The 25226-nt window shown below is 52.1% G+C and carries 26 protein-coding genes and 2 tRNA genes; 20 read left to right on the top strand and 8 right to left on the bottom strand.

What is annotated here, in order from left to right; all coding sequences use genetic code 11:
- The first annotated feature begins 97 nt into the window (after positions 1–97).
- Positions 98–430 carry a preprotein translocase subunit SecG gene (gene secG, locus FFT88_RS18215; protein ID WP_001295556.1) on the top strand — a complete coding sequence of 111 codons (333 nt, stop codon included), beginning with the start codon at positions 98–100 and terminating at the stop codon, positions 428–430.
- 14 nt (positions 431–444) lie between these two features.
- Positions 445–531: transfer RNA gene (locus FFT88_RS18210), tRNA-Leu, on the top strand.
- Positions 532–808: 277 nt separating this feature from the next.
- Here FFT88_RS18210 and argG read toward each other — a convergent pair.
- On the bottom strand, positions 809–2152 hold the full coding sequence (gene argG / locus FFT88_RS18205; RefSeq protein ID WP_135403597.1) for an argininosuccinate synthase: 1344 nt from the start codon (positions 2150–2152) through the stop codon (positions 809–811).
- A gap of 347 nt (positions 2153–2499) precedes the next feature.
- On the opposite strand from argG, the gene FFT88_RS18200 reads away from it, so the two are divergent.
- The 12 genes from FFT88_RS18200 (at position 2500) to mtr (ending at position 16227) form a co-directional block, all read left to right on the top strand.
- A tRNA-Met gene (locus tag FFT88_RS18200) sits at positions 2500–2576 on the top strand.
- A gap of 206 nt (positions 2577–2782) precedes the next feature.
- On the top strand, positions 2783–3235 hold the full coding sequence (gene rimP / locus FFT88_RS18195; RefSeq protein ID WP_001300397.1) for a ribosome maturation factor RimP: 453 nt from the start codon (positions 2783–2785) through the stop codon (positions 3233–3235).
- A 27-nt stretch (positions 3236–3262) separates the two neighbouring features.
- Entirely contained in the window at positions 3263–4750 is a 1488-nt protein-coding gene (gene nusA / locus FFT88_RS18190; RefSeq protein ID WP_130204598.1) for a transcription termination factor NusA, read from the top strand.
- Positions 4751–4774: 24 nt separating this feature from the next.
- A complete protein-coding gene (gene infB, locus FFT88_RS18185) occupies positions 4775–7447 on the top strand; it encodes a translation initiation factor IF-2 (RefSeq protein ID WP_130204600.1) in 2673 nt (890 codons plus the stop codon).
- A gap of 164 nt (positions 7448–7611) precedes the next feature.
- Positions 7612–8013: a 30S ribosome-binding factor RbfA gene (rbfA, locus tag FFT88_RS18180; RefSeq protein ID WP_001040205.1), complete on the top strand. Its 402-nt coding sequence runs from the start codon at positions 7612–7614 to the stop codon at positions 8011–8013.
- Positions 8013–8957 carry a tRNA pseudouridine(55) synthase TruB gene (gene truB / locus FFT88_RS18175; RefSeq protein WP_000089698.1) on the top strand — a complete coding sequence of 315 codons (945 nt, stop codon included), beginning with the start codon at positions 8013–8015 and terminating at the stop codon, positions 8955–8957. Before rbfA ends, truB begins: the two co-directional genes overlap by 1 nt.
- 148 nt (positions 8958–9105) lie before the next feature.
- A complete protein-coding gene (gene rpsO / locus FFT88_RS18170; protein WP_000059470.1) occupies positions 9106–9375 on the top strand; it encodes a 30S ribosomal protein S15 in 270 nt (89 codons plus the stop codon).
- A gap of 244 nt (positions 9376–9619) precedes the next feature.
- On the top strand, positions 9620–11755 hold the full coding sequence (gene pnp / locus FFT88_RS18165) for a polyribonucleotide nucleotidyltransferase (protein WP_001298330.1): 2136 nt from the start codon (positions 9620–9622) through the stop codon (positions 11753–11755).
- Between the two features lie 108 nt (positions 11756–11863).
- Positions 11864–12748, top strand: a complete 885-nt coding sequence (gene nlpI / locus FFT88_RS18160) for a lipoprotein NlpI (RefSeq protein WP_000802080.1) — start codon at positions 11864–11866, stop codon at positions 12746–12748.
- 106 nt (positions 12749–12854) lie between these two features.
- Complete coding sequence (gene yrbN, locus FFT88_RS18155) at positions 12855–12935, top strand: protein YrbN (protein ID WP_010723222.1); 81 nt, start codon at positions 12855–12857, stop codon at positions 12933–12935.
- On the top strand, positions 12928–14829 hold the full coding sequence (deaD, locus tag FFT88_RS18150; RefSeq protein ID WP_130204606.1) for an ATP-dependent RNA helicase DeaD: 1902 nt from the start codon (positions 12928–12930) through the stop codon (positions 14827–14829). The genes yrbN and deaD overlap by 8 nt, the downstream gene beginning before the upstream one ends.
- A gap of 153 nt (positions 14830–14982) precedes the next feature.
- On the top strand, positions 14983–16227 hold the full coding sequence (mtr, locus tag FFT88_RS18145; RefSeq protein ID WP_130204608.1) for a tryptophan permease: 1245 nt from the start codon (positions 14983–14985) through the stop codon (positions 16225–16227).
- 60 nt (positions 16228–16287) lie between these two features.
- On the opposite strand, the gene FFT88_RS18140 is transcribed toward mtr, so the two are convergent.
- Complete coding sequence (locus FFT88_RS18140) at positions 16288–16818, bottom strand: cytoplasmic protein (protein ID WP_135403596.1); 531 nt, start codon at positions 16816–16818, stop codon at positions 16288–16290.
- Between the two features lie 150 nt (positions 16819–16968).
- On the opposite strand from FFT88_RS18140, the gene FFT88_RS18135 reads away from it, so the two are divergent.
- Entirely contained in the window at positions 16969–17694 is a 726-nt protein-coding gene (locus FFT88_RS18135) for a murein L,D-transpeptidase family protein (protein ID WP_135403624.1), read from the top strand.
- Here the strand turns inward: FFT88_RS18135 and FFT88_RS18130 are convergent.
- The 3 genes from FFT88_RS18130 to FFT88_RS18120 all read right to left on the bottom strand — a co-directional run bounded on the left by FFT88_RS18130 (position 17672) and on the right by FFT88_RS18120 (position 20642).
- Positions 17672–18679, bottom strand: coding sequence for an LLM class flavin-dependent oxidoreductase (locus FFT88_RS18130; protein ID WP_000130415.1), 1008 nt, complete (start codon positions 18677–18679; stop codon positions 17672–17674). The genes FFT88_RS18135 and FFT88_RS18130 overlap by 23 nt on opposite strands.
- A gap of 80 nt (positions 18680–18759) precedes the next feature.
- Complete coding sequence (locus tag FFT88_RS18125) at positions 18760–19638, bottom strand: U32 family peptidase (protein ID WP_135403595.1); 879 nt, start codon at positions 19636–19638, stop codon at positions 18760–18762.
- 8 nt (positions 19639–19646) lie between these two features.
- Positions 19647–20642 carry a peptidase U32 family protein gene (locus FFT88_RS18120; protein ID WP_130223800.1) on the bottom strand — a complete coding sequence of 332 codons (996 nt, stop codon included), beginning with the start codon at positions 20640–20642 and terminating at the stop codon, positions 19647–19649.
- A gap of 208 nt (positions 20643–20850) precedes the next feature.
- On the opposite strand from FFT88_RS18120, the gene FFT88_RS18115 reads away from it, so the two are divergent.
- Positions 20851–21375, top strand: coding sequence for an SCP2 domain-containing protein (locus tag FFT88_RS18115; RefSeq protein ID WP_046081285.1), 525 nt, complete (start codon positions 20851–20853; stop codon positions 21373–21375).
- Positions 21369–21872 (top strand): N-acetyltransferase, encoded by a 504-nt coding sequence (locus FFT88_RS18110; RefSeq protein WP_000908554.1) that lies wholly within the window; start codon positions 21369–21371, stop codon positions 21870–21872. Before FFT88_RS18115 ends, FFT88_RS18110 begins: the two co-directional genes overlap by 7 nt.
- On the opposite strand, the gene yhbQ is transcribed toward FFT88_RS18110, so the two are convergent.
- On the bottom strand, positions 21859–22161 hold the full coding sequence (gene yhbQ / locus FFT88_RS18105; RefSeq protein ID WP_000189315.1) for a DNA damage response exodeoxyribonuclease YhbQ: 303 nt from the start codon (positions 22159–22161) through the stop codon (positions 21859–21861). The genes FFT88_RS18110 and yhbQ overlap by 14 nt on opposite strands.
- Positions 22162–22211: 50 nt before the next feature.
- Here yhbQ and FFT88_RS18100 point away from each other — a divergent pair, with 50 nt between their 5' ends.
- Entirely contained in the window at positions 22212–22655 is a 444-nt protein-coding gene (locus FFT88_RS18100; RefSeq protein WP_135403594.1) for a YhbP family protein, read from the top strand.
- On the opposite strand, the gene yhbO is transcribed toward FFT88_RS18100, so the two are convergent.
- A complete protein-coding gene (gene yhbO, locus FFT88_RS18095; RefSeq protein ID WP_000037608.1) occupies positions 22635–23153 on the bottom strand; it encodes a protein/nucleic acid deglycase in 519 nt (172 codons plus the stop codon). The two genes, FFT88_RS18100 and yhbO, sit on opposite strands and share 21 nt — an antisense overlap.
- A gap of 127 nt (positions 23154–23280) precedes the next feature.
- On the opposite strand from yhbO, the gene FFT88_RS18090 reads away from it, so the two are divergent.
- A complete protein-coding gene (locus tag FFT88_RS18090; protein ID WP_001352912.1) occupies positions 23281–23916 on the top strand; it encodes an NAD(P)H-binding protein in 636 nt (211 codons plus the stop codon).
- 72 nt (positions 23917–23988) lie between these two features.
- Positions 23989–25029 (top strand): permease, encoded by a 1041-nt coding sequence (locus FFT88_RS18085; RefSeq protein ID WP_135403593.1) that lies wholly within the window; start codon positions 23989–23991, stop codon positions 25027–25029.
- Here FFT88_RS18085 and FFT88_RS25425 read toward each other — a convergent pair.
- Positions 25026–25226: hypothetical protein (locus FFT88_RS25425; RefSeq protein WP_205714161.1), on the bottom strand; the 201-nt coding region annotated here is incomplete at its 5' end. The genes FFT88_RS18085 and FFT88_RS25425 overlap by 4 nt on opposite strands.

Below are 25226 nucleotides of genomic sequence, written 5' to 3'. Positions count from 1 at the left end.
TTAGTATTCACACCCGCTTCAGTGGGAAAGATTAAAAACTCCCGCTTTATTGGTTGAAGCATTGGTACGCGGCAACTCCGCAAGGAACAGGTTGATTATGTACGAAGCTCTTTTAGTAGTTTTCCTTATTGTAGCAATTGGCCTTGTAGGTCTGATCATGCTGCAGCAAGGTAAAGGCGCTGATATGGGAGCCTCCTTCGGAGCAGGCGCTTCTGCTACGCTGTTTGGTTCAAGTGGTTCTGGTAACTTCATGACCCGCATGACGGCGCTGCTGGCAACGTTATTCTTCATCATCAGTCTGGTGCTGGGTAACATCAATAGCAACAAAACCAATAAAGGTAGCGAATGGGAAAACCTGAGTGCGCCGGCGAAAACCGAACAAACTCAGCCAGCTGCTCCGGCTAAGCCGACCAGCGATATCCCGAACTAAAAAGTAGTATCCGTGCCGAGGTGGTGGAATTGGTAGACACGCTACCTTGAGGTGGTAGTGCCCAATAGGGCTTACGGGTTCAAGTCCCGTCCTCGGTACCAAATTCCAAAAAAGAGACGCTGAAAAGCGTCTTTTTCGTTTTTATTGATCCATCCTGAATGTCATCAACTTGATCAATTTCCGTTGTCTTTCGAACGTCAAAACGAATCGGCGCACAATAGTGCGTTTAGCTTCAGTTTGCATGCGACAAGCGATATTAATGAACTCATGATATTGCCCAGCTTTGCTGGAACAGACATCTAAATCGTTATGCACAATCAGATTTTATTGGTCGTAAAAAAGGCCGCATCGGCGGCCTTTAGCACGAAAGCTATGATATTACTTAACTTTATTTTCCAGATTCTCCACCTGCGGCACACCTGAAGTGGCAGAAGATGAGAGCAGACCTGTTTTGGCATAACCGAACAGCTTCTCGCGGGTATCGGTAATATCCAGGTTACGCATGGTCAGTTGACCAATTCGATCTTCAGCCGTAAACATAGAGTCGCCTTTCTCCATGGTCAAGCGCTCTGCTTTATAGGTCAGGTTGTCAGAGACGGTATTGAGGATCGAGTAGTCGTTCCCGCGACGCAGTTCCAGCGTCACTTCACCTGTTATCTGGCTGGCAACCCAGCGTTGCAGGGAGTCACGCAGCATCAGCGCCTGGGAATCAAACCAACGCCCCTGGTACAGCAGACGTCCCAACTGACGACCATGCGCGTGATACTGCTCAATGGTGTCTTCATTGTGAATACCGGTCAGCAGACGTTCATACGCAATGTGCAGCAGTGCCATCCCCGGGGCTTCATAAATGCCCCGGCTTTTCGCTTCGATGATACGGTTTTCGATCTGGTCGCTCATGCCCAGGCCGTGACGTCCGCCGATGCGGTTGGCTTCCAGCATCATTTCTACGTCGTCGCTAAAGGTTTTACCGTTCAGCGCCACCGGATGACCTTGCTCAAAGCGTACTGTGACTTCTTCTGCCGGGATCTTCACACTCTCATCCCAGAACTTCACGCCCATAATTGGGTTGACGATTTTGACGCTGGAGTTGAGATATTCCAGATCCTTCGCTTCATGCGTTGCACCAAGCATGTTGGAGTCCGTGGAGTAGGCTTTTTCGACAGACATTTTGTAGTCGAAACCGCAGGCAATCATAAATTCAGACATTTCATGACGGCCTCCCAGTTCATCGATAAAGTCGCTGTCGAGCCACGGTTTGTAAATCTGCAGTTCAGCATTGGTCAGCAGACCGTAACGATAGAAACGCTCGATATCGTTGCCTTTATAGGTGCTGCCATCTCCCCAAATGTTTACGCCATCTTCTTTCATGGCAGCAACCAGCATGGTGCCGGTCACGGCGCGACCCAGCGGGGTGGTGTTGAAATAGGTCAGGCCGCCGGTGGTGTTATGAAATGCGCCACATTGAATAGCGGCAATACCTTCAGCCACCAGTTGTTTGCGGCAGTCGATCAGACGTGCGTTCTCCGCGCCGTATTCCATGGCACGACGAGGGATCGCATCGTAATCCTCTTCGTCTGGCTGGCCCAGGTTTGCAGTATATGCATAAGGAACCGCTCCCTTTTTTCGCATCCACAGCAGTGCGGCACTGGTGTCCAGACCGCCAGAGAAAGCGATACCAATACGTTGACCTACCGGGAGATGCTTGAGAATCGTCGTCATAAAATAACACCCTGCTTAATTAACTGATGATGAGCCTGGATTTCCGCTCTAACTGAATTTTTATGCAAAATAAATGAGTTTTCATTTAATCATCTTTTATCGGAGACAGGAAGAGTTTAGTGTGTTTTTTGTAAAATAATGCGCTTAAGGGAGAGCAGGAGAAGGCAAAAGTATTCAACAAATGAAAGTGAACTGGATATTCATTCACATGATTAGCAATAAATGTTGACAAAATGTGGCGTGGATCACTATAATGCTTGCAGATTTTACGTCCCGTCTCGGTACACCAAATCCCAGCAGTATTTGCATTTTTTACCCAAAACGAGTAGAATTTGCCACGTTTCAGGCGCGGGGTGGAGCAGCCTGGTAGCTCGTCGGGCTCATAACCCGAAGGTCGTCGGTTCAAATCCGGCCCCCGCAACCACTTTCCCTTAGAGTTCTTTTTCAAATATACTGTGAAGACTTCGGCCTTCGTAGTGGGATTTGAAAAAATCCTTCTGGAAAGTGCTCCAGACCGCAGTTGCGGTTATAGGGTTCAGTTATATAAAGCCCCGATTTATCGGGGTTTTTTGTTATCTGACTACAGAATAACTGGGCTTTAGGCCCTTTTTTTATGTCTTGGGGGTGGGCTTGTCCACATTAGAGCAAAAATTAACAGAGATGATTACTGCGCCAGTTGAGGCCCTGGGTTTTGAGCTGGTTGGCATCGAGTTTATTCGCGGTCGCACATCCACACTGCGCATCTATATTGATAGTGAAGATGGCATCAATGTTGATGATTGTGCTGATGTGAGCCACCAGGTAAGTGCTGTGCTGGATGTTGAAGATCCCATCACCGTTGCTTATAACCTGGAAGTCTCCTCACCGGGTCTCGATCGCCCACTGTTCACGGCTGAACACTACGCCCGTTTTGTCGGAGAAGAGGTGACTCTGGTTCTCCGTATGGCGGTACAAAACCGTCGTAAATGGCAGGGCGTTATCAAAGCGGTAGACGGTGAAATGATCACAGTTACCGTCGAAGGTAAAGATGAAGTGTTCGCGCTGAGTAATATCCAGAAGGCGAACCTGGTTCCCCACTTTTAATAGTCTGGATGAGGTGAAAAGCCCGCGATGAACAAAGAAATTTTGGCTGTAGTTGAAGCCGTATCCAATGAAAAGGCGCTACCTCGCGAGAAGATTTTCGAAGCATTGGAAAGCGCGCTGGCGACAGCAACAAAGAAAAAATATGAACAAGAGATCGACGTCCGCGTACAGATCGATCGCAAAAGCGGTGATTTTGACACCTTCCGTCGCTGGTTAGTTGTTGATGAAGTCACCCAGCCGACCAAGGAAATCACCCTTGAAGCCGCACGTTATGAAGATGAAAGCCTGAACCTGGGCGATTACGTTGAAGATCAGATTGAGTCTGTTACCTTTGACCGTATCACCACCCAGACGGCAAAACAGGTTATCGTGCAGAAAGTGCGTGAAGCCGAACGTGCGATGGTGGTTGATCAGTTCCGTGAACACGAAGGTGAAATCATCACCGGCGTGGTGAAAAAAGTAAACCGCGACAACATCTCTCTGGATCTGGGCAACAACGCTGAAGCCGTGATCCTGCGCGAAGATATGCTGCCGCGTGAAAACTTCCGCCCTGGCGACCGCGTTCGTGGCGTGCTTTATTCCGTTCGCCCGGAAGCGCGTGGCGCGCAACTGTTCGTTACCCGTTCCAAGCCGGAAATGCTGATCGAACTGTTCCGCATTGAAGTGCCAGAAATCGGCGAAGAAGTGATTGAAATTAAAGCAGCGGCTCGCGACCCGGGTTCTCGTGCGAAAATCGCGGTGAAAACCAACGATAAACGTATCGATCCGGTAGGTGCTTGCGTAGGTATGCGTGGCGCGCGTGTTCAGGCGGTTTCTACTGAACTGGGCGGCGAGCGTATCGATATCGTCCTGTGGGATGATAACCCGGCGCAGTTCGTGATTAATGCGATGGCACCGGCAGACGTTGCTTCTATCGTGGTGGATGAAGATAAACACACCATGGATATCGCCGTTGAAGCCGGTAACCTGGCGCAGGCGATTGGCCGTAACGGTCAGAACGTGCGTCTGGCTTCGCAGCTCAGCGGTTGGGAACTCAACGTGATGACCGTTGACGACCTGCAGGCTAAGCATCAGGCGGAAGCGCATGCAGCGATTGACACCTTCACCCGTTATCTCGACATTGACGAAGACTTCGCGACTGTCCTGGTAGAAGAAGGTTTCTCGACGCTGGAAGAACTGGCCTATGTGCCGATGAAAGAGCTGTTGGAAATCGAAGGCCTTGATGAGCCGACCGTTGAAGCACTGCGTGAGCGTGCTAAAAATGCACTGGCCACCATTGCACAGGCCCAGGAAGAAAGCCTCGGTGATAACAAACCGGCTGACGATCTGCTGAACCTTGAAGGGATAGATCGTGATTTGGCATTCAAACTGGCCGCCCGTGGCGTTTGTACGCTGGAAGATCTCGCCGAACAGGGCATTGATGATCTGGCTGATATCGAAGGGTTGACCGACGAAAAAGCCGGAGCACTGATTATGGCTGCCCGTAATATTTGCTGGTTCGGTGACGAAGCGTAATAAACTGTAGCAGGAAGGAACAGCATGACAGATGTAACGATTAAAACGCTGGCCGCAGAGCGACAGACCTCCGTGGAACGCCTGGTACAGCAGTTTGCTGATGCAGGTATCCGGAAGTCTGCTGACGACTCTGTGTCCGCACAAGAGAAACAGGCTTTAATTGACCACCTGAATCAGAAAAATTCAGGGCCGGACAAATTAACGCTGCAGCGTAAAACACGCAGCACCCTTAACATTCCTGGTACCGGTGGAAAAAGCAAATCGGTACAAATCGAAGTCCGCAAGAAACGCACCTTTGTGAAACGTGACCCGCAAGAGGCCGAGCGCCTTGCGGCGGAAGAGCAAGCGCAGCGTGAAGCGGAAGAGCAAGCCCGTCGTGAGGCAGAAGAATCGGCCAAACGCGAGGCGCAACAAAAAGCTGAACGTGAGGCCGCAGAACAAGCTAAACGTGAAGCCGCTGAACAAGCGAAACGTGAAGCTGCGGAAAAAGACAAAGTGAGCAATCAACAAGACGATATGACTAAAACCGCCCAGGCTGAAAAAGCCCGCCGTGAGCAGGAAGCTGCAGAGCTCAAGCGTAAAGCTGAAGAAGAAGCGCGTCGTAAACTCGAAGAAGAAGCACGTCGCGTTGCTGAAGAAGCACGTCGTATGGCGGAAGAAAACAAATGGACTGATAACGCGGAACCGACTGAAGATTCCAGCGATTATCACGTCACTACCTCTCAACATGCCCGTCAGGCAGAAGACGAAAGCGATCGTGAAGTCGAAGGCGGCCGTGGCCGTGGTCGTAACGCGAAAGCAGCGCGTCCGAAGAAAGGCAACAAACACGCTGAATCAAAAGCTGATCGCGAAGAAGCGCGTGCAGCGGTACGTGGCGGTAAAGGCGGAAAACGTAAAGGTTCTTCGCTGCAGCAGGGCTTCCAGAAGCCAGCTCAGGCCGTTAACCGTGACGTTGTGATCGGCGAAACCATCACCGTTGGCGAACTGGCTAACAAGATGGCGGTTAAAGGCTCTCAGGTCATCAAAGCGATGATGAAACTGGGCGCAATGGCAACCATCAACCAGGTTATCGACCAGGAAACCGCACAGCTGGTAGCCGAAGAGATGGGCCACAAAGTTATCCTGCGTCGTGAAAACGAGCTGGAAGAAGCGGTAATGAGCGACCGTGACACGGGCGCTGCGGCTGAACCACGCGCACCGGTTGTGACCATCATGGGTCACGTTGACCACGGTAAAACCTCTCTGCTGGACTACATTCGTTCAACGAAAGTGGCCTCTGGCGAAGCGGGCGGCATTACCCAGCACATTGGTGCATACCACGTTGAAACTGAAAACGGCATGATCACCTTCCTGGACACCCCGGGGCACGCCGCGTTTACTTCAATGCGTGCACGTGGTGCGCAGGCAACGGACATCGTAGTCCTGGTTGTTGCTGCAGACGACGGCGTAATGCCGCAGACCATCGAAGCTATCCAGCACGCGAAAGCGGCGGGTGTTCCGGTGGTGGTTGCTGTGAACAAAATCGATAAACCAGAAGCCGATCCGGATCGCGTTAAGAACGAACTCTCTCAGTACGGCATCCTGCCAGAAGAGTGGGGCGGCGAAAGCCAGTTCGTACACGTATCTGCAAAAGCGGGTACCGGTATTGATGAACTGCTGGATGCTATCCTGCTGCAGGCTGAAGTCCTTGAACTGAAAGCCGTGCGTAACGGGATGGCGAGCGGTGCGGTTATCGAATCCTTCCTCGATAAAGGTCGTGGTCCGGTTGCTACTGTACTGGTACGCGAAGGTACTCTGCATAAGGGCGATATCGTTCTGTGTGGCTTCGAATACGGTCGTGTTCGTGCGATGCGTAACGAACTGGGTCAGGAAGTGCTGGAAGCGGGTCCGTCCATTCCGGTGGAAATCCTCGGCTTGTCCGGTGTTCCGGCTGCGGGTGATGAAGTTACCGTTGTACGTGACGAGAAGAAAGCACGTGAAGTTGCACTGTACCGTCAGGGCAAATTCCGCGAAGTTAAACTGGCTCGTCAGCAGAAATCTAAACTCGAGAACATGTTCGCCAACATGACCGAAGGCGAAGTTCACGAAGTGAATATCGTCCTGAAGGCAGACGTACAGGGTTCTGTGGAAGCGATCTCCGACTCCTTGCTGAAACTGTCTACTGACGAAGTTAAAGTGAAGATCATCGGTTCTGGTGTAGGTGGTATCACCGAAACCGACGCCACCCTGGCTGCGGCGTCCAACGCCATCCTGGTTGGCTTTAACGTTCGTGCTGATGCCTCTGCACGTAAAGTGATTGAAGCGGAAAGCCTGGATCTGCGTTACTACTCCGTCATCTATAACCTGATCGACGAAGTGAAAGCGGCGATGAGCGGTATGCTGTCTCCGGAACTGAAACAGCAGATTATCGGTCTGGCGGAAGTTCGTGACGTGTTCAAATCGCCGAAATTTGGTGCCATCGCAGGCTGTATGGTTACTGAAGGTGTGGTTAAACGTCACAACCCGATCCGCGTCCTGCGCGACAACGTGGTTATCTACGAAGGTGAGCTGGAGTCCCTGCGCCGCTTCAAAGATGACGTTAACGAAGTCCGTAACGGTATGGAATGTGGTATCGGCGTTAAGAACTACAACGACGTCCGCACTGGCGATGTGATCGAAGTATTCGAAATCATCGAGATCCAACGTACCATCGCTTAAGGTTTTTAGGGTTCCATGCCGGATAAGGCGTTTATGCCGCATCCGGCATGGATTGCCTGATAAGACGCTGGCGCGTCTTATCAGGCCAACGTGAACAGCCCTTCCACCTGAAATTAATTTTTAAAAAGGGGCTAACAGCCCCTTTTTTGTCAGGAGAATTTATTATGGCGAAAGAATTTGGTCGCCCGCAGCGCGTAGCGCAGGAAATGCAAAAAGAGATCGCTCTCATCCTGCAGCGTGAAATTAAAGATCCTCGTCTGGGCATGATGACCACCGTTTCCGGTGTCGAAATGTCTCGTGACCTGGCGTATGCCAAAGTATATGTGACGTTCCTTAACGACAAAGATGAAGACGCGGTTAAAGCGGGCATCAAAGCGTTGCAGGAAGCTTCTGGTTTCATCCGCAGCCTGCTGGGTAAAGCGATGCGCCTGCGTATCGTGCCGGAACTGACCTTCTTCTACGACAACTCGCTGGTTGAAGGGATGCGTATGTCAAACCTGGTGACCAGCGTGGTCAAACATGACGAAGAGCGTCGTGTTAACCCGGACGACAGCAAGGAGGACTAATGAGTCGTCCTCGTCGTCGCGGTCGCGACATTAACGGCGTTTTGTTGCTGGATAAACCGCAGGGTATGTCCAGCAACGATGCGCTGCAAAAAGTGAAACGTATATATAACGCCAACCGTGCCGGACACACCGGCGCGCTGGACCCGCTGGCGACCGGCATGTTGCCGATTTGCCTCGGGGAAGCGACGAAGTTTTCCCAGTATCTGCTGGACTCCGACAAACGCTATCGGGTGATTGCGCGTCTTGGACAGCGTACCGATACTTCCGATGCCGATGGACAAATCGTTGAAGAACGTCCGGTAACCTTTAGTGCAGAGCAACTGGCGGCGGCGCTGGATACCTTCCGTGGCGATATCGAACAGATCCCTTCAATGTATTCAGCACTGAAATATCAGGGCAAAAAACTGTACGAATACGCGCGTCAGGGCATTGAAGTTCCGCGTGAAGCGCGTCCGATTACCGTTTATGAATTGCTGTTTATTCGCCATGAAGGCAATGAGCTGGAGCTGGAAATTCACTGCTCAAAAGGCACTTATATCCGCACCATCATTGATGACCTGGGTGAAAAACTCGGCTGTGGCGCGCATGTTATTTACCTGCGCCGTCTGGCGGTAAGTAAATATCCGGTTGAACGGATGGTGACCCTGGAGCACCTGCGTGAACTTGTTGAGCAAGCTGAACAGCAGGATATTCCGGCTGCGGAGTTACTTGATCCATTACTGATGCCAATGGACAGTCCAGCTTCGGACTATCCGGTGGTGAATCTTCCGTTAACGTCTTCTGTTTACTTCAAAAATGGTAACCCAGTTCGTACATCTGGTGCGCCGCTGGAAGGACTGGTTCGTGTTACAGAAGGTGAGAATGGCAAGTTTATCGGTATGGGTGAAATTGACGATGAAGGCCGCGTTGCGCCTCGTCGCCTGGTGGTTGAATATCCGGCGTAATGTTAACCGTCTTGCGATAACAGGTCGCTACGAGTAGAATACTGCCGCTTAACGTCGCGTAAATTGTTTAACACTTTGCGTAACGTACACTGGGATCGCTGAATTAGAGATCGGCGTCCTTTCATTCTATATACTTTGGAGTTTTAAAATGTCTCTAAGTACTGAAGCAACAGCTAAAATCGTTTCTGAGTTTGGTCGTGGTGAAAACGACACCGGTTCTACCGAAGTTCAGGTAGCACTGCTGACTGCACAGATCAACCACCTGCAGGGTCACTTTGCAGAGCACAAAAAAGATCACCACAGCCGTCGTGGTCTGCTGCGCATGGTTTCTCAGCGTCGTAAACTGCTCGACTACCTGAAACGTAAAGACGTAGCACGTTACACCCAGCTCATCGAGCGCCTGGGTCTGCGTCGCTAATTCTTGCGAGTTTCAGAAAAGGGGCCTGAGTGGCCCCTTTTTTCAAACTGACGGCAGCAATTCACTGGAAACTAATGTATTGTTGCTATGAATGATCTTCCGTTGCAGAGGTTCGCGCGGCTAATGAGAGGCTTTACCCACATTTGGCTGGGTTAGGGTTGTCATTAGTCGCGAGGATGCGCAGAAGATCGGGTATTAACACCAGTACCGTAAGGTGCTGTCTAAGAAAGAAAAGGGTATTACATTGCTTAATCCGATCGTTCGTAAATTCCAGTACGGCCAACACACCGTGACTCTGGAAACCGGCATGATGGCGCGTCAAGCCACTGCCGCTGTTATGGTTAGCATGGATGACACCGCGGTATTTGTTACCGTTGTCGGCCAGAAAAAAGCCAAACCAGGTCAGGACTTCTTCCCTCTGACCGTTAACTATCAGGAGCGTACCTACGCTGCTGGTCGTATCCCGGGTAGCTTCTTCCGTCGTGAAGGCCGCCCAAGCGAAGGCGAAACCCTGATCGCGCGTCTGATTGACCGCCCGATTCGCCCGCTGTTCCCGGAAGGCTTCGTCAACGAAGTTCAGGTTATCGCCACCGTGGTTTCTGTTAACCCGCAGGTTAACCCGGATATCGTCGCGATGATTGGTGCTTCCGCAGCACTGTCTCTGTCTGGTATTCCGTTCAATGGCCCGATTGGTGCTGCCCGCGTAGGTTACATCAATGACCAGTACGTACTGAACCCGACTCAGGACGAGCTGAAAGAGAGCAAACTGGATCTGGTTGTTGCGGGTACTGAAGCCGCTGTACTGATGGTTGAATCTGAAGCTGAACTGCTGAGCGAAGACCAGATGCTGGGCGCAGTAGTGTTCGGTCATGAACAACAGCAGGTTGTTATTCAGAACATCAATGAACTGGTGAAAGAAGCCGGCAAACCGCGTTGGGACTGGCAGCCGGAGCCGGTAAACGAAGCGCTGAACGCGCGCGTTGCTGCACTGGCTGAAGCTCGTCTGAGCGATGCTTACCGCATCACCGACAAACAAGAGCGTTATGCGCAGGTTGATGTCATCAAATCTGAAACCATCGCTACGCTGCTTGCTGAAGATGAAACCCTGGACGAAAACGAACTGGGTGAAATTCTGCACGCTATCGAGAAAAACGTTGTTCGTAGCCGCGTACTGGCAGGCGAACCGCGTATCGACGGTCGTGAAAAAGATATGATCCGTGGTCTGGATGTGCGTACTGGCGTGCTGCCGCGTACTCACGGTTCTGCGCTGTTCACCCGTGGTGAAACGCAGGCGCTGGTTACCGCAACGCTGGGTACTGCACGTGACGCGCAAGTTCTTGATGAACTGATGGGCGAACGTACTGACACCTTCCTGTTCCACTACAACTTCCCTCCGTACTCCGTAGGCGAAACTGGCATGGTCGGTTCTCCGAAGCGTCGTGAAATTGGTCACGGTCGTCTGGCGAAGCGCGGCGTGCTGGCAGTAATGCCGGATATGGACAAATTCCCGTACACCGTACGTGTTGTGTCTGAAATCACCGAATCCAACGGTTCTTCTTCTATGGCTTCCGTGTGCGGCGCGTCTCTGGCGCTGATGGACGCAGGTGTGCCAATCAAAGCCGCTGTTGCGGGTATCGCAATGGGTCTGGTGAAAGAAGGCGACAACTACGTTGTACTGTCTGACATTTTGGGTGACGAAGATCACCTGGGCGATATGGACTTCAAAGTTGCGGGTTCCCGCGACGGTATCTCTGCACTGCAGATGGATATCAAAATTGAAGGTATCACGAAAGAGATCATGCAGGTTGCACTGAACCAGGCTAAAGGTGCGCGTCTGCACATCCTGGGTGTAATGGAACAGGCGATCAACGCGCCACGTGGTGATATCTCTGAGTTCGCTCCGCGTATCCATACCATCAAGATCAACCCGGACAAGATCAAAGACGTTATCGGTAAAGGCGGTTCTGTAATCCGTGCTCTGACCGAAGAAACTGGCACCACCATCGAAATCGAAGATGACGGTACTGTGAAGATCGCAGCGACCGACGGCGAGAAAGCGAAACACGCTATTCGTCGTATCGAAGAGATCACTGCAGAAATCGAAGTGGGCCGCGTCTACAATGGTAAAGTGACCCGTATCGTTGACTTTGGCGCATTTGTTGCCATCGGCGGCGGTAAAGAAGGTCTGGTACACATCTCTCAAATCGCTGACAAACGCGTTGAGAAAGTGACCGATTACCTGCAGATGGGTCAGGAAGTACCGGTGAAAGTTCTGGAAGTTGATCGCCAGGGCCGTATCCGTCTGAGCATTAAAGAAGCGACTGAGCAGTCTCAACCTGCTGCAGCACCGGAAGCTCCGGCTGCTGAACAGGGCGAGTAAGGTTGCCATTTGCCCTCCGCTGCGGCGGGGGGCTTTTAACCGGGCAGGACGCCTTGTTAGCAACCGGGAACAGGACGTTCATTCAACCGTGGTCTTCGGGAGTGGGAAATGAAGCCTTTTTTGCGCTGGTGTTTCGTTGCGACAGCACTTACGCTTGCAGGATGCAGTAATACTTCCTGGCGTAAAAGTGAAGTCCTCGCGGTACCATTGCAACCGACTTTACAGCAGGAAGTGATTCTGGCACGTATGGAACAAATCCTTGCCAGTCGGGCTTTAACCGATGACGAACGCGCACAGCTTTTATATGAGCGCGGAGTGTTGTATGATAGTCTCGGTCTGAGGGCATTAGCGCGTAACGATTTTTCGCAAGCGCTGGCAATCCGACCGGATATGCCTGAAGTATTCAATTACTTAGGCATATATTTAACGCAGGCAGGCAATTTTGATGCTGCCTATGAAGCGTTTGATTCTGTACTTGAGCTTGATCCAACTTACAACTACGCGCACTTGAATCGCGGGATCGCATTATATTACGGCGGTCGTGACAAGTTAGCGCAAGATGATCTGCTGGCGTTTTATCAAGACGATCCCAATGATCCTTTCCGTAGTCTGTGGCTTTATCTCGCCGAGCAGAAGCTCGATGAGAAGCAGGCTAAAGAAGTGTTGAAACAGCACTTCGAAAAATCGGACAAGGAACAGTGGGGATGGAACATTGTCGAGTTCTACCTGGGCAACATTAGCGAACAAACGTTAATGGAAAGGCTCAAGGCGGACGCAACGGATAACACCTCGCTCGCTGAGCATCTCAGTGAAACCAACTTCTATTTAGGTAAGTACTACCTAAGTCTGGGGGATTTGGACAGCGCCACGGCACTGTTCAAACTGGCGGTTGCCAACAACGTTCATAACTTTGTTGAGCACCGATACGCATTGTTGGAATTATCGCTCCTGGGCCAGGACCAAGATGACCTGGCAGAATCGGACCAGCAATAGCTGACGTACACATCAGCCCGTAATCTTTTTTGATTGCCATCACCTTAACGGGTGAGGGCGTTGTTGTTCGTTAATACACCTACTTTGAGCCGGTTCACACTTTTCAATGAAAATTGCTGATCAATTTCATGATGAGTTATGTAGACTGGCCGCCATTAATTTTGAGGCACACGTACTACATGGCTGAATTCGAAACCACTTTTGCAGATCTGGGCCTGAAGGCTCCTATCCTTGAAGCCCTTAACGATCTGGGTTACGAAAAACCATCTCCAATTCAGGCAGAGTGTATTCCACATCTGCTGAATGGCCGCGACGTTCTGGGTATGGCCCAGACGGGGAGCGGAAAAACTGCAGCATTCTCTTTACCTCTGCTGCAGAATCTTGATCCTGAGCTGAAAGCACCACAGATTCTGGTGCTGGCACCGACCCGCGAACTGGCGGTACAGGTTGCTGAAGCAATGACGGATTTCTCTAAACACATGCGCGGCGTAAACGTGGTTGCCCTGTACGGCGGCCAGCGTTATGACGTGCAATTACGCGCCCTGCGTCAGGGGCCGCAGATCGTTGTCGGTACTCCGGGCCGTCTGCTGGACCACCTGAAACGTGGCACTCTGGACCTCTCTAAACTGAGCGGTCTGGTTCTGGATGAAGCTGACGAAATGCTGCGCATGGGCTTCATCGAAGACGTTGAAACTATTATGGCGCAGATCCCGGAAGGTCATCAGACCGCTCTGTTCTCTGCAACCATGCCGGAAGCGATTCGTCGCATTACCCGCCGCTTTATGAAAGAGCCGCAGGAAGTGCGCATTCAGTCCAGCGTGACTACCCGTCCTGACATCAGCCAGAGCTACTGGACTGTCTGGGGTATGCGTAAAAACGAAGCACTGGTACGTTTCCTGGAAGCGGAAGATTTTGATGCAGCGATTATCTTCGTTCGTACCAAAAATGCGACTCTGGAAGTGGCAGAAGCTCTTGAGCGTAACGGCTACAACAGCGCCGCGCTGAACGGTGACATGAACCAGGCGCTGCGTGAGCAGACTCTGGAACGCCTGAAAGATGGTCGTCTGGACATCCTGATTGCGACCGACGTTGCGGCCCGTGGCCTGGACGTTGAGCGTATCAGCCTGGTAGTTAACTACGATATCCCGATGGATTCTGAGTCTTACGTTCACCGTATCGGTCGTACCGGTCGTGCGGGTCGTGCTGGCCGCGCGCTGCTGTTCGTTGAGAACCGCGAGCGTCGTCTGCTGCGCAACATTGAACGTACTATGAAGCTGACTATTCCGGAAGTAGAACTGCCGAACGCAGAACTGCTGGGCAAACGCCGTCTGGAAAAATTCGCCGCTAAAGTACAGCAGCAGCTGGAAAGCAGCGATCTGGATCAATACCGCGCACTGCTGAGCAAAATTCAGCCGACTGCAGAAGGTGAAGAACTGGATCTCGAAACTCTGGCCGCCGCACTGCTGAAAATGGCACAGGGTGAACGTACTCTGATTGTTCCGCCAGATGCGCCGATGCGTCCGAAACGTGAATTCCGTGACCGTGATGATCGTGGTCCGCGCGATCGTAACGACCGTGGCCCGCGCGGCGACCGTGAAGATCGTCCGCGTCGTGAACGTCGTGACGTTGGCGATATGCAGCTGTACCGCATTGAAGTGGGCCGTGATGATGGTGTTGAAGTTCGTCATATCGTTGGCGCGATTGCTAACGAAGGCGACATCAGCAGCCGTTACATCGGTAACATCAAGCTGTTTGCTTCTCACTCCACCATCGAACTGCCGAAAGGTATGCCGGGTGAAGTGCTGCAACACTTTACGCGCACTCGCATTCTCAACAAGCCAATGAACATGCAGTTACTGGGCGATGCGCAGCCGCATACTGGTGGTGAGCGTCGTGGCGGTGGTCGTGGTTTCAGTGGCGAGCGTCGTGAAGGTGGTCGTGAAGGCGGTCGTAACTTCAGCGGTGAACGCCGTGAAGGTGGTCGTGGTGATGGTCGTCGTTTTAGCGGCGAACGTCGTGAAGGCCGCGCACCGCGTCGTGATGACTCTACCGGTCGTCGTCGTTTCGGTGGCGATGCGTAATCATCGCTGAACAGCGAACACAGTCTGTAAAATAATATATACAGCCCCGATTTTAACAATCGGGGCTTTTTTTCTGTCTTTTGTACTCATGTACTGGTACAGTGCAATGCATAACAACGCAGTCGCACTATTTTTCACTGGAGAGAAGCCCTCATGGCAACACTAACCACCACCCAAACGTCACCGTCGCTGCTTGGCGGCGTGGTGATTATCGGCGGCACCATTATTGGCGCAGGGATGTTTTCTCTGCCAGTGGTCATGTCCGGGGCGTGGTTCTTCTGGTCAATGGCGGCGCTGATCTTCACCTGGTTCTGTATGCTGCATTCCGGCTTGATGATTCTGGAAGCTAACCTGAATTACCGAATCGGTTCGAGTTTTGACACCATCACCAAAGATTTGCTGGGCAAAGGCTGGAACGTGGTCAACGGCATTTCCATTGCCTTTGTGCTCTATATCCTGACCTATGCCTATATTTCTGCCAGTGGTTCGATTCTGCATCACACCTTCGCAGAGATGTCACTAAACGTCCCGGCACGGGCGGCGGGTTTTGGTTTTGCATTGCTGGTAGCGTTTGTGGTGTGGTTGAGCACCAAAGCGGTCAGCCGGATGACGGCGATTGTGCTGGGGGCGAAAGTTATTACCTTCTTCCTCACTTTCGGTAGCCTGCTGGGGCATGTGCAGCCTGCGACATTGTTCAACGTCGCCGAAAGCAATGCGTCTTATGCGCCGTATCTGCTGATGACCCTGCCGTTCTGTCTGGCATCATTTGGTTATCACGGTAACGTGCCGAGCCTGATGAAGTACTACGGCAAAGATCCGAAAACCATCGTGAAATGCCTGGTGTACGGTACGCTGATGGCGCTGGCGCTGTATACCATCTGGTTGCTGGCGACGATGGGTAACATCCCGCGTCCGGAGTTTATCGGCATCGCTGAGAAGGGCGGCAATATTGATGTGCTGGTACAGGCGTTAAGCGGCGTGCTGAACAGCCGTAGTCTGGACCTTCTGCTGGTCGTGTTCTCAAACTTTGCGGTAGCGAGTTCGTTCCTTGGCGTAACGCTGGGTTTGTTTGACTATCTGGCAGATCTGTTTGGTTTCGACGACTCGGCTATGGGCCGTTTGAAAACAGCGTTGCTGACCTTTGCCCCGCCTGTTGTGGGTGGCCTGCTGTTCCCGAACGGATTCCTGTACGCCATTGGTTATGCTGGTTTAGCGGCTACCATCTGGGCGGCAATAGTTCCGGCGCTGTTGGCCCGCGCATCGCGTAAACGCTTTGGCAGCCCGAAATTCCGCGTCTGGGGCGGCAAACCGATGATCGTGCTGATTCTGGTGTTTGGCGTTGGTAACGCACTGATCCATATTTTATCGAGCTTTAATTTACTGCCGGTGTATCAGTAATTGCACGAGCCGGATGAGTTGTTTTCATCCGGCAATATTGAACAAATACGCGAGATCGTATCAAATAAAACCCTGTTTATTATAAAGTTCTTCAGCGAGTGCTTCCCCGTTTTCATCAAAAAAAGCATCGGCGATAGTTAAATTTTCTGCCTTAGGATTTGCCGTTATTCTGCTACCATTGGCATCAAATTCGAGCGCGATAGCTGTCTCCGAACCCCACCAGTAATAATAAATTAGCGCAAAATTACTTTCACCCGGCGTAATAAATTTCTCGATTCCCCGCACACAGGCCATGAGTGGCATGAAGATTTCATAGCTCTCTGAGAGAAATATGTGATCCATAGTGACTATCTGTGTTTCTTTATTAAAGTTGATATGTTCGGCATAAATATTCTTTACACTGTCACCAGAATTACAAGCTGCAAGATTGTTAAGCATTTTTGCAGGATCGCCGTACAACCGCTGCTTCTCGATAAACCATGGCAACCAGTCGTCATAGTCTTTGATATTTGTTGCTGGTGAATGGAAAAACTTCTCGAGGTTACTCTCAGTAATATGTGCGTGAAGAAAAAAGGAAGCAGGTTCACTCATGATTATTTTCTCTGGTAATAAGTCGATTTATTCATATCCCTGTTCGGTGATGATAAAACGATTACTATTTTATAAAAGTACAGAACTGGACCTTTCCTCTATTTCATATCATAGGAAAATATATACTTGAACTTGGTCAGAATAAGCGGAATACGAAAATGGGGCAAAGGACTACTCGCTATTGTATTGTTGAGCCTGTTTATCGCTTTGATTTTAAAATTTTTCTGGCCCACCCCGCACGATGAACATGTTTTCCTACCCGTTGAACAACCTGTCATATCATCTTTAAAAATCATTCACCCCAGCGACCAGTTATTTATCCGTATTTTGAAAGCGGAAGATAAGCTGGAACTGTGGGCAAGCTCCAATAACAAGCCCTACGAACTCTACAAAACCTGGATTATATGTGCGTGGTCTGGTGGCTTAGGGCCAAAACACAAACAGGGGGATGGTAAAAGCCCGGAAGGTTTTTATGCCACCAACAAAGGGTTACTTAACCCAAACAGCCGCTACCATCTGGCATTTAATATTGGCTATCCGAATGCTTACGATCGGGCAAACGGCTACACCGGTGATTTCATTATGGTTCACGGGAATTGTGTTTCGGCGGGCTGCTATGCCATGACCGATGCCGGTATTGAAGAGATTTATCAACTGGTGGCGCAGGCGCTAAAGAGCGGGCAGAAGAGCGTGCCTGTCCATATATTCCCATTTACGATGAACGACGAAAATATGCGCCAGGCGCAAGCATGGCCGGAATATAATTTCTGGCGTATGTTGAAGCCCGGCTATGATTACTTCGAAAAAAATCACCGATTGCCAAGCATCACCGTTGAAAATCGGCGTTATAAAATTAGCCCAACAACTCTTCCTTAACATCCATCGCCAGCTCAAACGAATGCAGGCGCGCCTGGTGGTCAAAAATCTGCCCGTTAACCATAATCTCATCGGCGTCGGTTTCGCGCAGGATCGACTGCAAGCCATGACGCACTTTCGCTTTATCACCTACCAACGACATACTCAGCGCCTGCTGCACGCCATACTGCTCAGACGGTGACCAGAACTGATCCATATTTTGAATAGGCGGCGGCAGTTGCCCGGTTTCGCCACGGCGCAGCTTCACAAAGGCTTGCTGCATTGAGGTAAACAGAAATTCAGCGTCGCGGTTGCTGTCAGCAGCGATAATATTGATGCACACCATCGCGTATGGTTTTTCCAGTCGTGCCGACGGTTTGAAGTTGCTGCGATAAAGATGCAGCGCCTGGAACAACATATCCGGCGCGAAGTGTGAGGCAAACGCAAACGGCAGACCAAGCTGCGCCGCCAGTTGCGCGCTGTAAAGGCTGGAGCCTAGCAACCACACGGGGATTTTCTCGCCATAGCCTGGTACCGGGCGCACATGCGGATTGGGATCGCGGGCGTCAAACCAGTCCACCAGCTCCGCGACATCGCGGGGGAAATTATCAATATCGCCACTCATATGACGACGTAGCGCCATCATTGTCCGTTGGTCACTACCCGGAGCACGACCCAGCCCCAAATCGATTCGCCCCGGATAGAGCGTATTGAGCGTGCCGAACTGTTCGGCAATGACCAACGGTGAGTGGTTAGGCAACATCACGCCGCCAGACCCCAGATGCAGCGTGGTGGTATTCGCCGCCAGATAGCCAATCAATACCGATGTTGCAGCACTGGCAATGCCGGTCATATTGTGGTGTTCTGCCAGCCAGTAGCGATGATAGCCGCGCTTTTCAGCCAGACGGGCGAGATCGAGAGAGTGGGAGAATGCTTCTCGCGCCGAAGAACCTTCGGGAATGGGGGCCAGATCGAGTAGCGAAAACGGAATGGTTTTATCAGTCATAACAGCTCACTTTGTTACCGATTAATCTTTAATACTGCATTAAAGAGTAGTTAAAGTTGTTAACAAAGTGAGCTATTTGCTTAGGCTTGCAGCTCCAGCCCCGCCAACCGTCTCCAGTAGCCGTTACAATCGCTGTTTGTCGTCAACGGCAGTGGCGCAGCGCCATTTTCATTGGCGCGGAAGGCGTCGAGCATCGCGAAAGTGTCAGTACCCTGCGGTGACAGGCGGACCACATCGACCAGCCCCTGCATGGATGCCAGCTCGTTACCGAGGTTGTAAACGTAGCCGCTCATGGTCTGAATGCCATTGAGTACAAACACTTGCTGATTCTCCTGCGACAGCACGTTGCGCCCGTTCGGATACTTAATGCAGCAGGTTTCACACTCATCTTTCGGGCGGTCTTCCGAACGCGCGGTAAAGCAGCGGGCGGAGTAGGCCAGCGGCAGATGACCGTAGCTCAAGACTTCCACTTCAAACTGGTTACGAATGCCCAGTTCATCGCACTGATTAAGCAGATTCACCAGCCAGTCGCGGGAAAGCTCCACCGGCATACACCAGCGCATCATGCCCTGTTTAAGCAATATTTTCAGCGTCACCGCGTTGTAGCAGTTCAGCGCATGTCCGGCGACGAACGGCAGTTTGCGCTCAGCGCACATATTCACCACGCCGAGATCGCTGGCTTCAATCAGAAACTCACCGTTCTCAACATAGCGTTTCAGTTCGCCCAGTTCGGAGGATGCCTGCACCAGCGCCAGCGTGGCGAGCACAATCTGCTTGCCACTTCCGGCGAGCGATTTTGCCATCTCCAGCCAGTCACCAACTTTAGTTGCCCGGCGCTTGCTGCATACTGCTTCACCAAGATAAATCACGTCGGCGCTGCTGGCGGCGGCCTGCTGATAAAATTCTTCCAGCGTCTCTTTTGGCCAGTACCACAGCACTGGCCCTAAGGAATATTTCATTGCTTTTCTCACTGCCATTTACGGTGATACGCGCCAAGAGTGGTTTGCGTGCCTTCGGACATCGACCCGAGCGTTTCCATCCACGCGCTTTGCGGTATGAAGTTTTGCGGATCGGCCTTACAACGGTCGATAGCCTGACGCCAGACTTTCGCCACCTGGCTGACATACGCCGGGCTACGCTGGCGGCCTTCAATTTTCACCGAAGCAATATTCGCCGCCATTAACTCCGGCAGCAGTTCCAGGGTATTGAGACTGGTTGGTTCTTCAAGCGCGTGATAACGCTCGCCGTCCACCAGATAACGCCCTTTACACAACGTCGGATAACCTGCGTTTTCGCCGTCCTGATAACGGTCGATCAGCACTTCGTTCAGGCGGGATTCCAGCCCCTGCGGCGTTTGTTGCCAGCGCACGAAGCGGGCCGGAGAACACGCGCCCACGGTGTTGGGCGATTCCCCCGTCAGATACGACGACAGATAGCAACGCCCTTCCGACATAATGCACAGGCTGCCGAAAGCGAACACTTCCAGCGGTACAGGGGTAACACGCGCCAGTTGTTTTACCTGATGAATCGACAACACGCGCGGCAGCACCACGCGAGCAACGTCAAAATGGCGATGATAAAAGTTAATCGCCTCTTCATTGGTCGCCGAAGCCTGCACCGATACGTGACGCTCAATATGCGGGTATCGCTCGGCGGCGTACTCCAGCATGGCGAGGTCGGCGAGGATCAGCGCGTCGGCACCCAGCTGCGCCGCCATATCCACGGCGCGCTGCCAACGGGCGTAACCGTTCGGATGCGCAAAAGTGTTAATTGCGATGTGAAGTTTGCGGTGATGTTGATGAACAAAACTCACCGCTTCCTGCAATTTTTTCTCGGTAAAGTTAAGGCCGGCGAAGTGGCGGGCATTAGTATCATCTTTTAGCCCGATATAAACAGCATCTGCGCCGTTTTCGATGGCCGCCTTAAGCGCCGGGAGATTTCCGGCAGGGCAGAGCAGCTCCATAATTTTTCCTGAAGGTTGCGCAGTCAAAGCGCAAAAATGTTAACGAACTGGGATTTTAGTTAACCCTGCTGCGACAATTTTTGATTTAAGGCAGTTAAAGTTGTATTGGTGGTAGCTGCAATTTCATATGGAATTGTTGATTTATACCGCTATGTTATTTTTCCAATATGGCAAAATAGGATGATTGTTGAAGCAGGGAGTAAAACTCGTGTTGGATAAACTGCGTTCCCGCATTGTGCATTTGGGGCCATCTCTGTTGAGTGTACCGGTAAAACTGACGCCATTTGCGCTTAAACGCCAGGTTCTTGAGCAGGTCTTAAGCTGGCAATTCCGTCAGGCGCTGGACGACGGCGAGCTGGAGTTTCTTGAAGGCCGCTGGTTAAGTATTCATGTGCGTGATATTGACCTGCAATGGTTTACCTCGGTGGTGAATGGCAAACTGGTGGTCAGCCAGAACGCGCAAGCTGATGTGAGTTTTAGTGCCGACGCCAGCGATCTGCTGATGATTGCGGCGCGTAAACAAGATCCAGACACGCTCTTCTTCCAGCGTCGGCTGATGATTGAAGGCGATACGGAGCTGGGGCTGTATGTGAAAAACCTGATGGACGCCATTGAACTGGAGCAGATGCCGAAAGCCTTACGTATGATGCTGCTGCAACTGGCGGATTTTGTTGAGGCGGGAATGAAAACCGCGCCTGAAACCAAACAGACATCGGTAGGTGAACCATGCTAATTCGAGTAGAAATTCCCATTGATGCGCCGGGTATTGATGCCCTGCTGCGTCGTTCATTCGAAAGTGATGCGGAAGCGAAGCTGGTTCACGATCTGCGTGAAGATGGCTTTCTGACGCTGGGGCTGGTGGCGACAGATGACGAAGGTCAGGTCATTGGCTATGTGGCATTTAGTCCGGTTGATGTGCAGGGCGAAGACCTGCAATGGGTCGGCATGGCTCCGTTGGCGGTTGATGAAAAATACCGTGGACAGGGGCTGGCACGCCAACTGGTCTATGAAGGACTCGATTCGCTTAATGAGTTTGGCTATGCCGCAGTGGTGACGCTGGGCGATCCGGCGCTGTACAGCCGTTTTGGCTTTGAACTGGCGGCGCATCACGATCTGCGTTGCCGCTGGCCGGGCACTGAAAGCGCCTTCCAGGTACATCGTTTAGCGGATGACGCGCTGAATGGCGTAACCGGTCTGGTTGAGTATCACGAGCATTTCAATCGCTTTTAATCTTTGGGGTTTGCAGGCTGCTCAACAGTTCTGCAAACCCTGCGCCTTCCGCTACCAGACGCTCTTTTTGCCGTTTGGTCAGTTGCTTAACGCGATATTCCGCCCGTAACGCCAGCGAACGATCGCCCACTGGCGCGGAAAACGCCAGCGTTAGTTCACCTTTCCCGCGCAGTGCTTTCGCCCCTTTGCCGCTTTGGTGCTGCTGATAGCGGCGTTCGACATCCGTGGTGATCCCGGTATAAAGCTTATTGTCGGCGGTACGGATCAAGTAAAGAAACCAGGGTGTCATCGTCTGCGTCACATGTTAAGGTCTGGCCCACAGTATAAAAGAGAACAGCAATGGAAACACTCACCGCCATCAGCCGTTGGCTGGCAAAACAACATGTTGTCACCTGGTGTGTGCAGCAGGAAGGGGAACTGTGGTGCGCCAATGCCTTTTATCTTTTTGATGCGCAGAAAGTCGCCTTCTACATTTTGACGGAAGAAAAAACGCGTCATGCGCAGATGAGCGGGCCGCAGGCGGCGGTGGCCGGAACGGTAAACGGTCAGCCGAAAACGGTAGCGTTAATTCGCGGTGTGCAGTTTAAAGGCGAGATCCGCAGGCTGGAAGGTGAGGAAAGCGACCTTGCGCGCAAGGCGTACAATCGTCGCTTTCCGGTTGCCAGAATGCTGTCGGCCCCGGTGTGGGAAATCCGGCTCGATGAAATCAAATTCACCGACAACACGCTGGGCTTTGGTAAAAAACTGGTCTGGCTACGCGGCTCAGGCACCGAGCAGGCGTAACGCCTCGCGGTTAAACGCTGGCAGATCGTCCGGCGTCCGGCTGGTAACCAGCTGATCTTTATCGACCACCACTTCCTGATCGTAAAATTCCGCGCCCGCGTTTTTAACATCAATAATAATCGGTTTTACTGCGGTCAGTTTGCGTCCCCGAATTACATCGGCGCTGATCAGCAACTGCGGGCCGTGACAGATGGCGAAAACAGGTTTGCCGCTATTCACAAAATCTCGGGTAAAGGTGACAAAACGGTTGTCGCCACGCAGATAATCTGGTGAATGACCGCCCGGTAGCAGCAGGGCATCAAACTCCGCTGGCGTCACTTCATCGATGGATTTATCGATGGTCACGCTGGCTTCTCCTTTTTTGCCTTTCACCGTTTTACCCGCTTGTTTTTCAATGGTAATCACTTCGTGTCCGGCTTTGCGGAACTCGTCTGCGGGTGAAGTGAATTCTGAATCCTCAAATTCATCAGTGATTAAAACGGCAATCTTCTTACTCATGTTTCCTCCGCGTTGTTGCATTGGATGAGGCGAATTTCTCACGATCGGGGATAATTACCTCGTAGACTATTAAGCCTGGTGCATGTACCAGGGAGCGCAAGGCGGACAATTCTGTAAAGGAGCGAAGATGAGTCAGGTACTGATTACAGGCGCAACGGGGCTGGTGGGCGGTCACCTGCTGCGGATGTTGATTAACGAACCGAAAGTTAACGCCATAGCCGCGCCGACGCGACGTCCGTTGGGCGATATGCCAGGGGTGTTTAATCCCCATGACCCGCAACTGACCGACGCGCTGGCGCAGGTCACCGATCCCATTGACATTGTGTTTTGTTGTCTCGGCACCACGCGGCGAGAAGCGGGGAGCAAAGAGGCGTTTATTCATGCCGATTACACGCTGGTAGTGGATACCGCATTAACCGGGCGGCGACTGGGCGCGCAGCATATGCTGGTGGTTAGTGCTATGGGCGCTAATCCCCACTCGCCGTTTTTCTATAACCGCGTCAAAGGGGAGATGGAAGAAGCATTAATCGCCCAGAACTGGCCGAAATTGACCATTGCTCGCCCGTCGATGTTACTGGGCGATCGTAGCAAACAGCGGATGAACGAAACGCTTTTTGCGCCGCTGTTCCGTTTGTTACCCGGTAACTGGAAATCCATTGATGCGAGAGACGTGGCGCGGGTCATGCTGGCAGAGGCGATGCGGCCCGAGCATGAAGGTGTGACTATTTTAAGCTCTTCAGAATTACGCAAAAGAGCTGAATAATTATTCCCAAGAATTGATAGTGAGCGTAATATTCACGCGCTCAATTATCATAACTTATTCCTGGGGAATGCTATGACTGGTCAGTCTTCATCTCAGGCGGCAACGCCCATTCAGTGGTGGAAACCCGCGCTTTTCTTTCTCGTTGTCATTGCCGGTCTCTGGTATGTGAAATGGCAACCTTACTACGGCAAAGCCTTTACTGCCGCTGAAACCCACAGTATCGGTAAATCTATCCTTGCGCAGGCGGATGCTAATCCGTGGCAGGCGGCGTGGGATTACGCGATGATCTATTTCCTCGCGGTATGGAAAGCGGCGGTGCTGGGGGTGATCCTCGGCTCGTTGATTCAGGTGCTGATCCCGCGTGACTGGCTGCTGCGTACGCTTGGGCAATCGCGCTTTCGCGGCACGCTGCTGGGAACGCTGTTTTCGCTGCCGGGCATGATGTGTACCTGCTGTGCGGCTCCGGTCGCGGCGGGAATGCGTCGCCAACAGGTGTCGATGGGCGGTGCGCTGGCATTCTGGATGGGCAATCCGTTGTTAAACCCGGCGACGCTGGTGTTTATGGGGTTTGTCCTTGGCTGGGGCTTTGCCGCGATTCGTCTGGTGGCGGGGCTGGTGATGGTGTTGCTGATTGCGACGCTGGTGCAAAAATGGGTGCGTGAAACACCGCAAACGCAGATGCCAGTCGAAATTGACATGCCGGAATCGCAGGGCGGGTTTTTTAGCCGCTGGGGCAGGGCGCTATGGACGCTTTTCTGGAGTACGATCCCGGTTTATATCCTTGCAGTACTGGCGTTGGGTGCCGCTCGCGTCTGGTTATTCCCCCATGCCGATGGCGCTGTCGATAACAGCCTGATGTGGGTGGTGGCGATGGCGGTAGCGGGATGCTTGTTTGTCATTCCGACGGCAGCAGAAATTCCGATTGTACAAACGATGATGCTGGCAGGTATGGGAACTGCTCCGGCGCTGGCATTGTTGATGACGCTTCCAGCGGTAAGTTTGCCGTCGTTGATAATGCTGCGCAAAGCGTTCCCGGCGAAAGCCTTATGGCTGACGGGGGCGATGGTGGCAGTGTCAGGCGTGATTGTCGGCGGGCTGGCGCTGTTGTTCTAATTTGAGGGAAAACATGTCGGATGCGGCGTAAACGCCTTATCCGACCTACGGTTTGTATCGTTGTAGGCCTGATAAGACGCGGTAAGCGTCGCATCAGGCAACGGCAGTCGGATGCGGCGTAAACGCCTTATCTGACCTACGTTTGTATCGTTGTAGGCCTGATAAGACGCGGCAAGCGTCGCATCAGGCAACGGCGA

Origin of the sequence: Escherichia sp. E4930, assembly GCF_005845405.1 — a bacterium.
Classification (GTDB): domain Bacteria; phylum Pseudomonadota; class Gammaproteobacteria; order Enterobacterales; family Enterobacteriaceae; genus Escherichia.
Note: the sequence above shows the minus strand (reverse complement) of the source record. Positions and strands in the feature narration are given on the sequence as shown.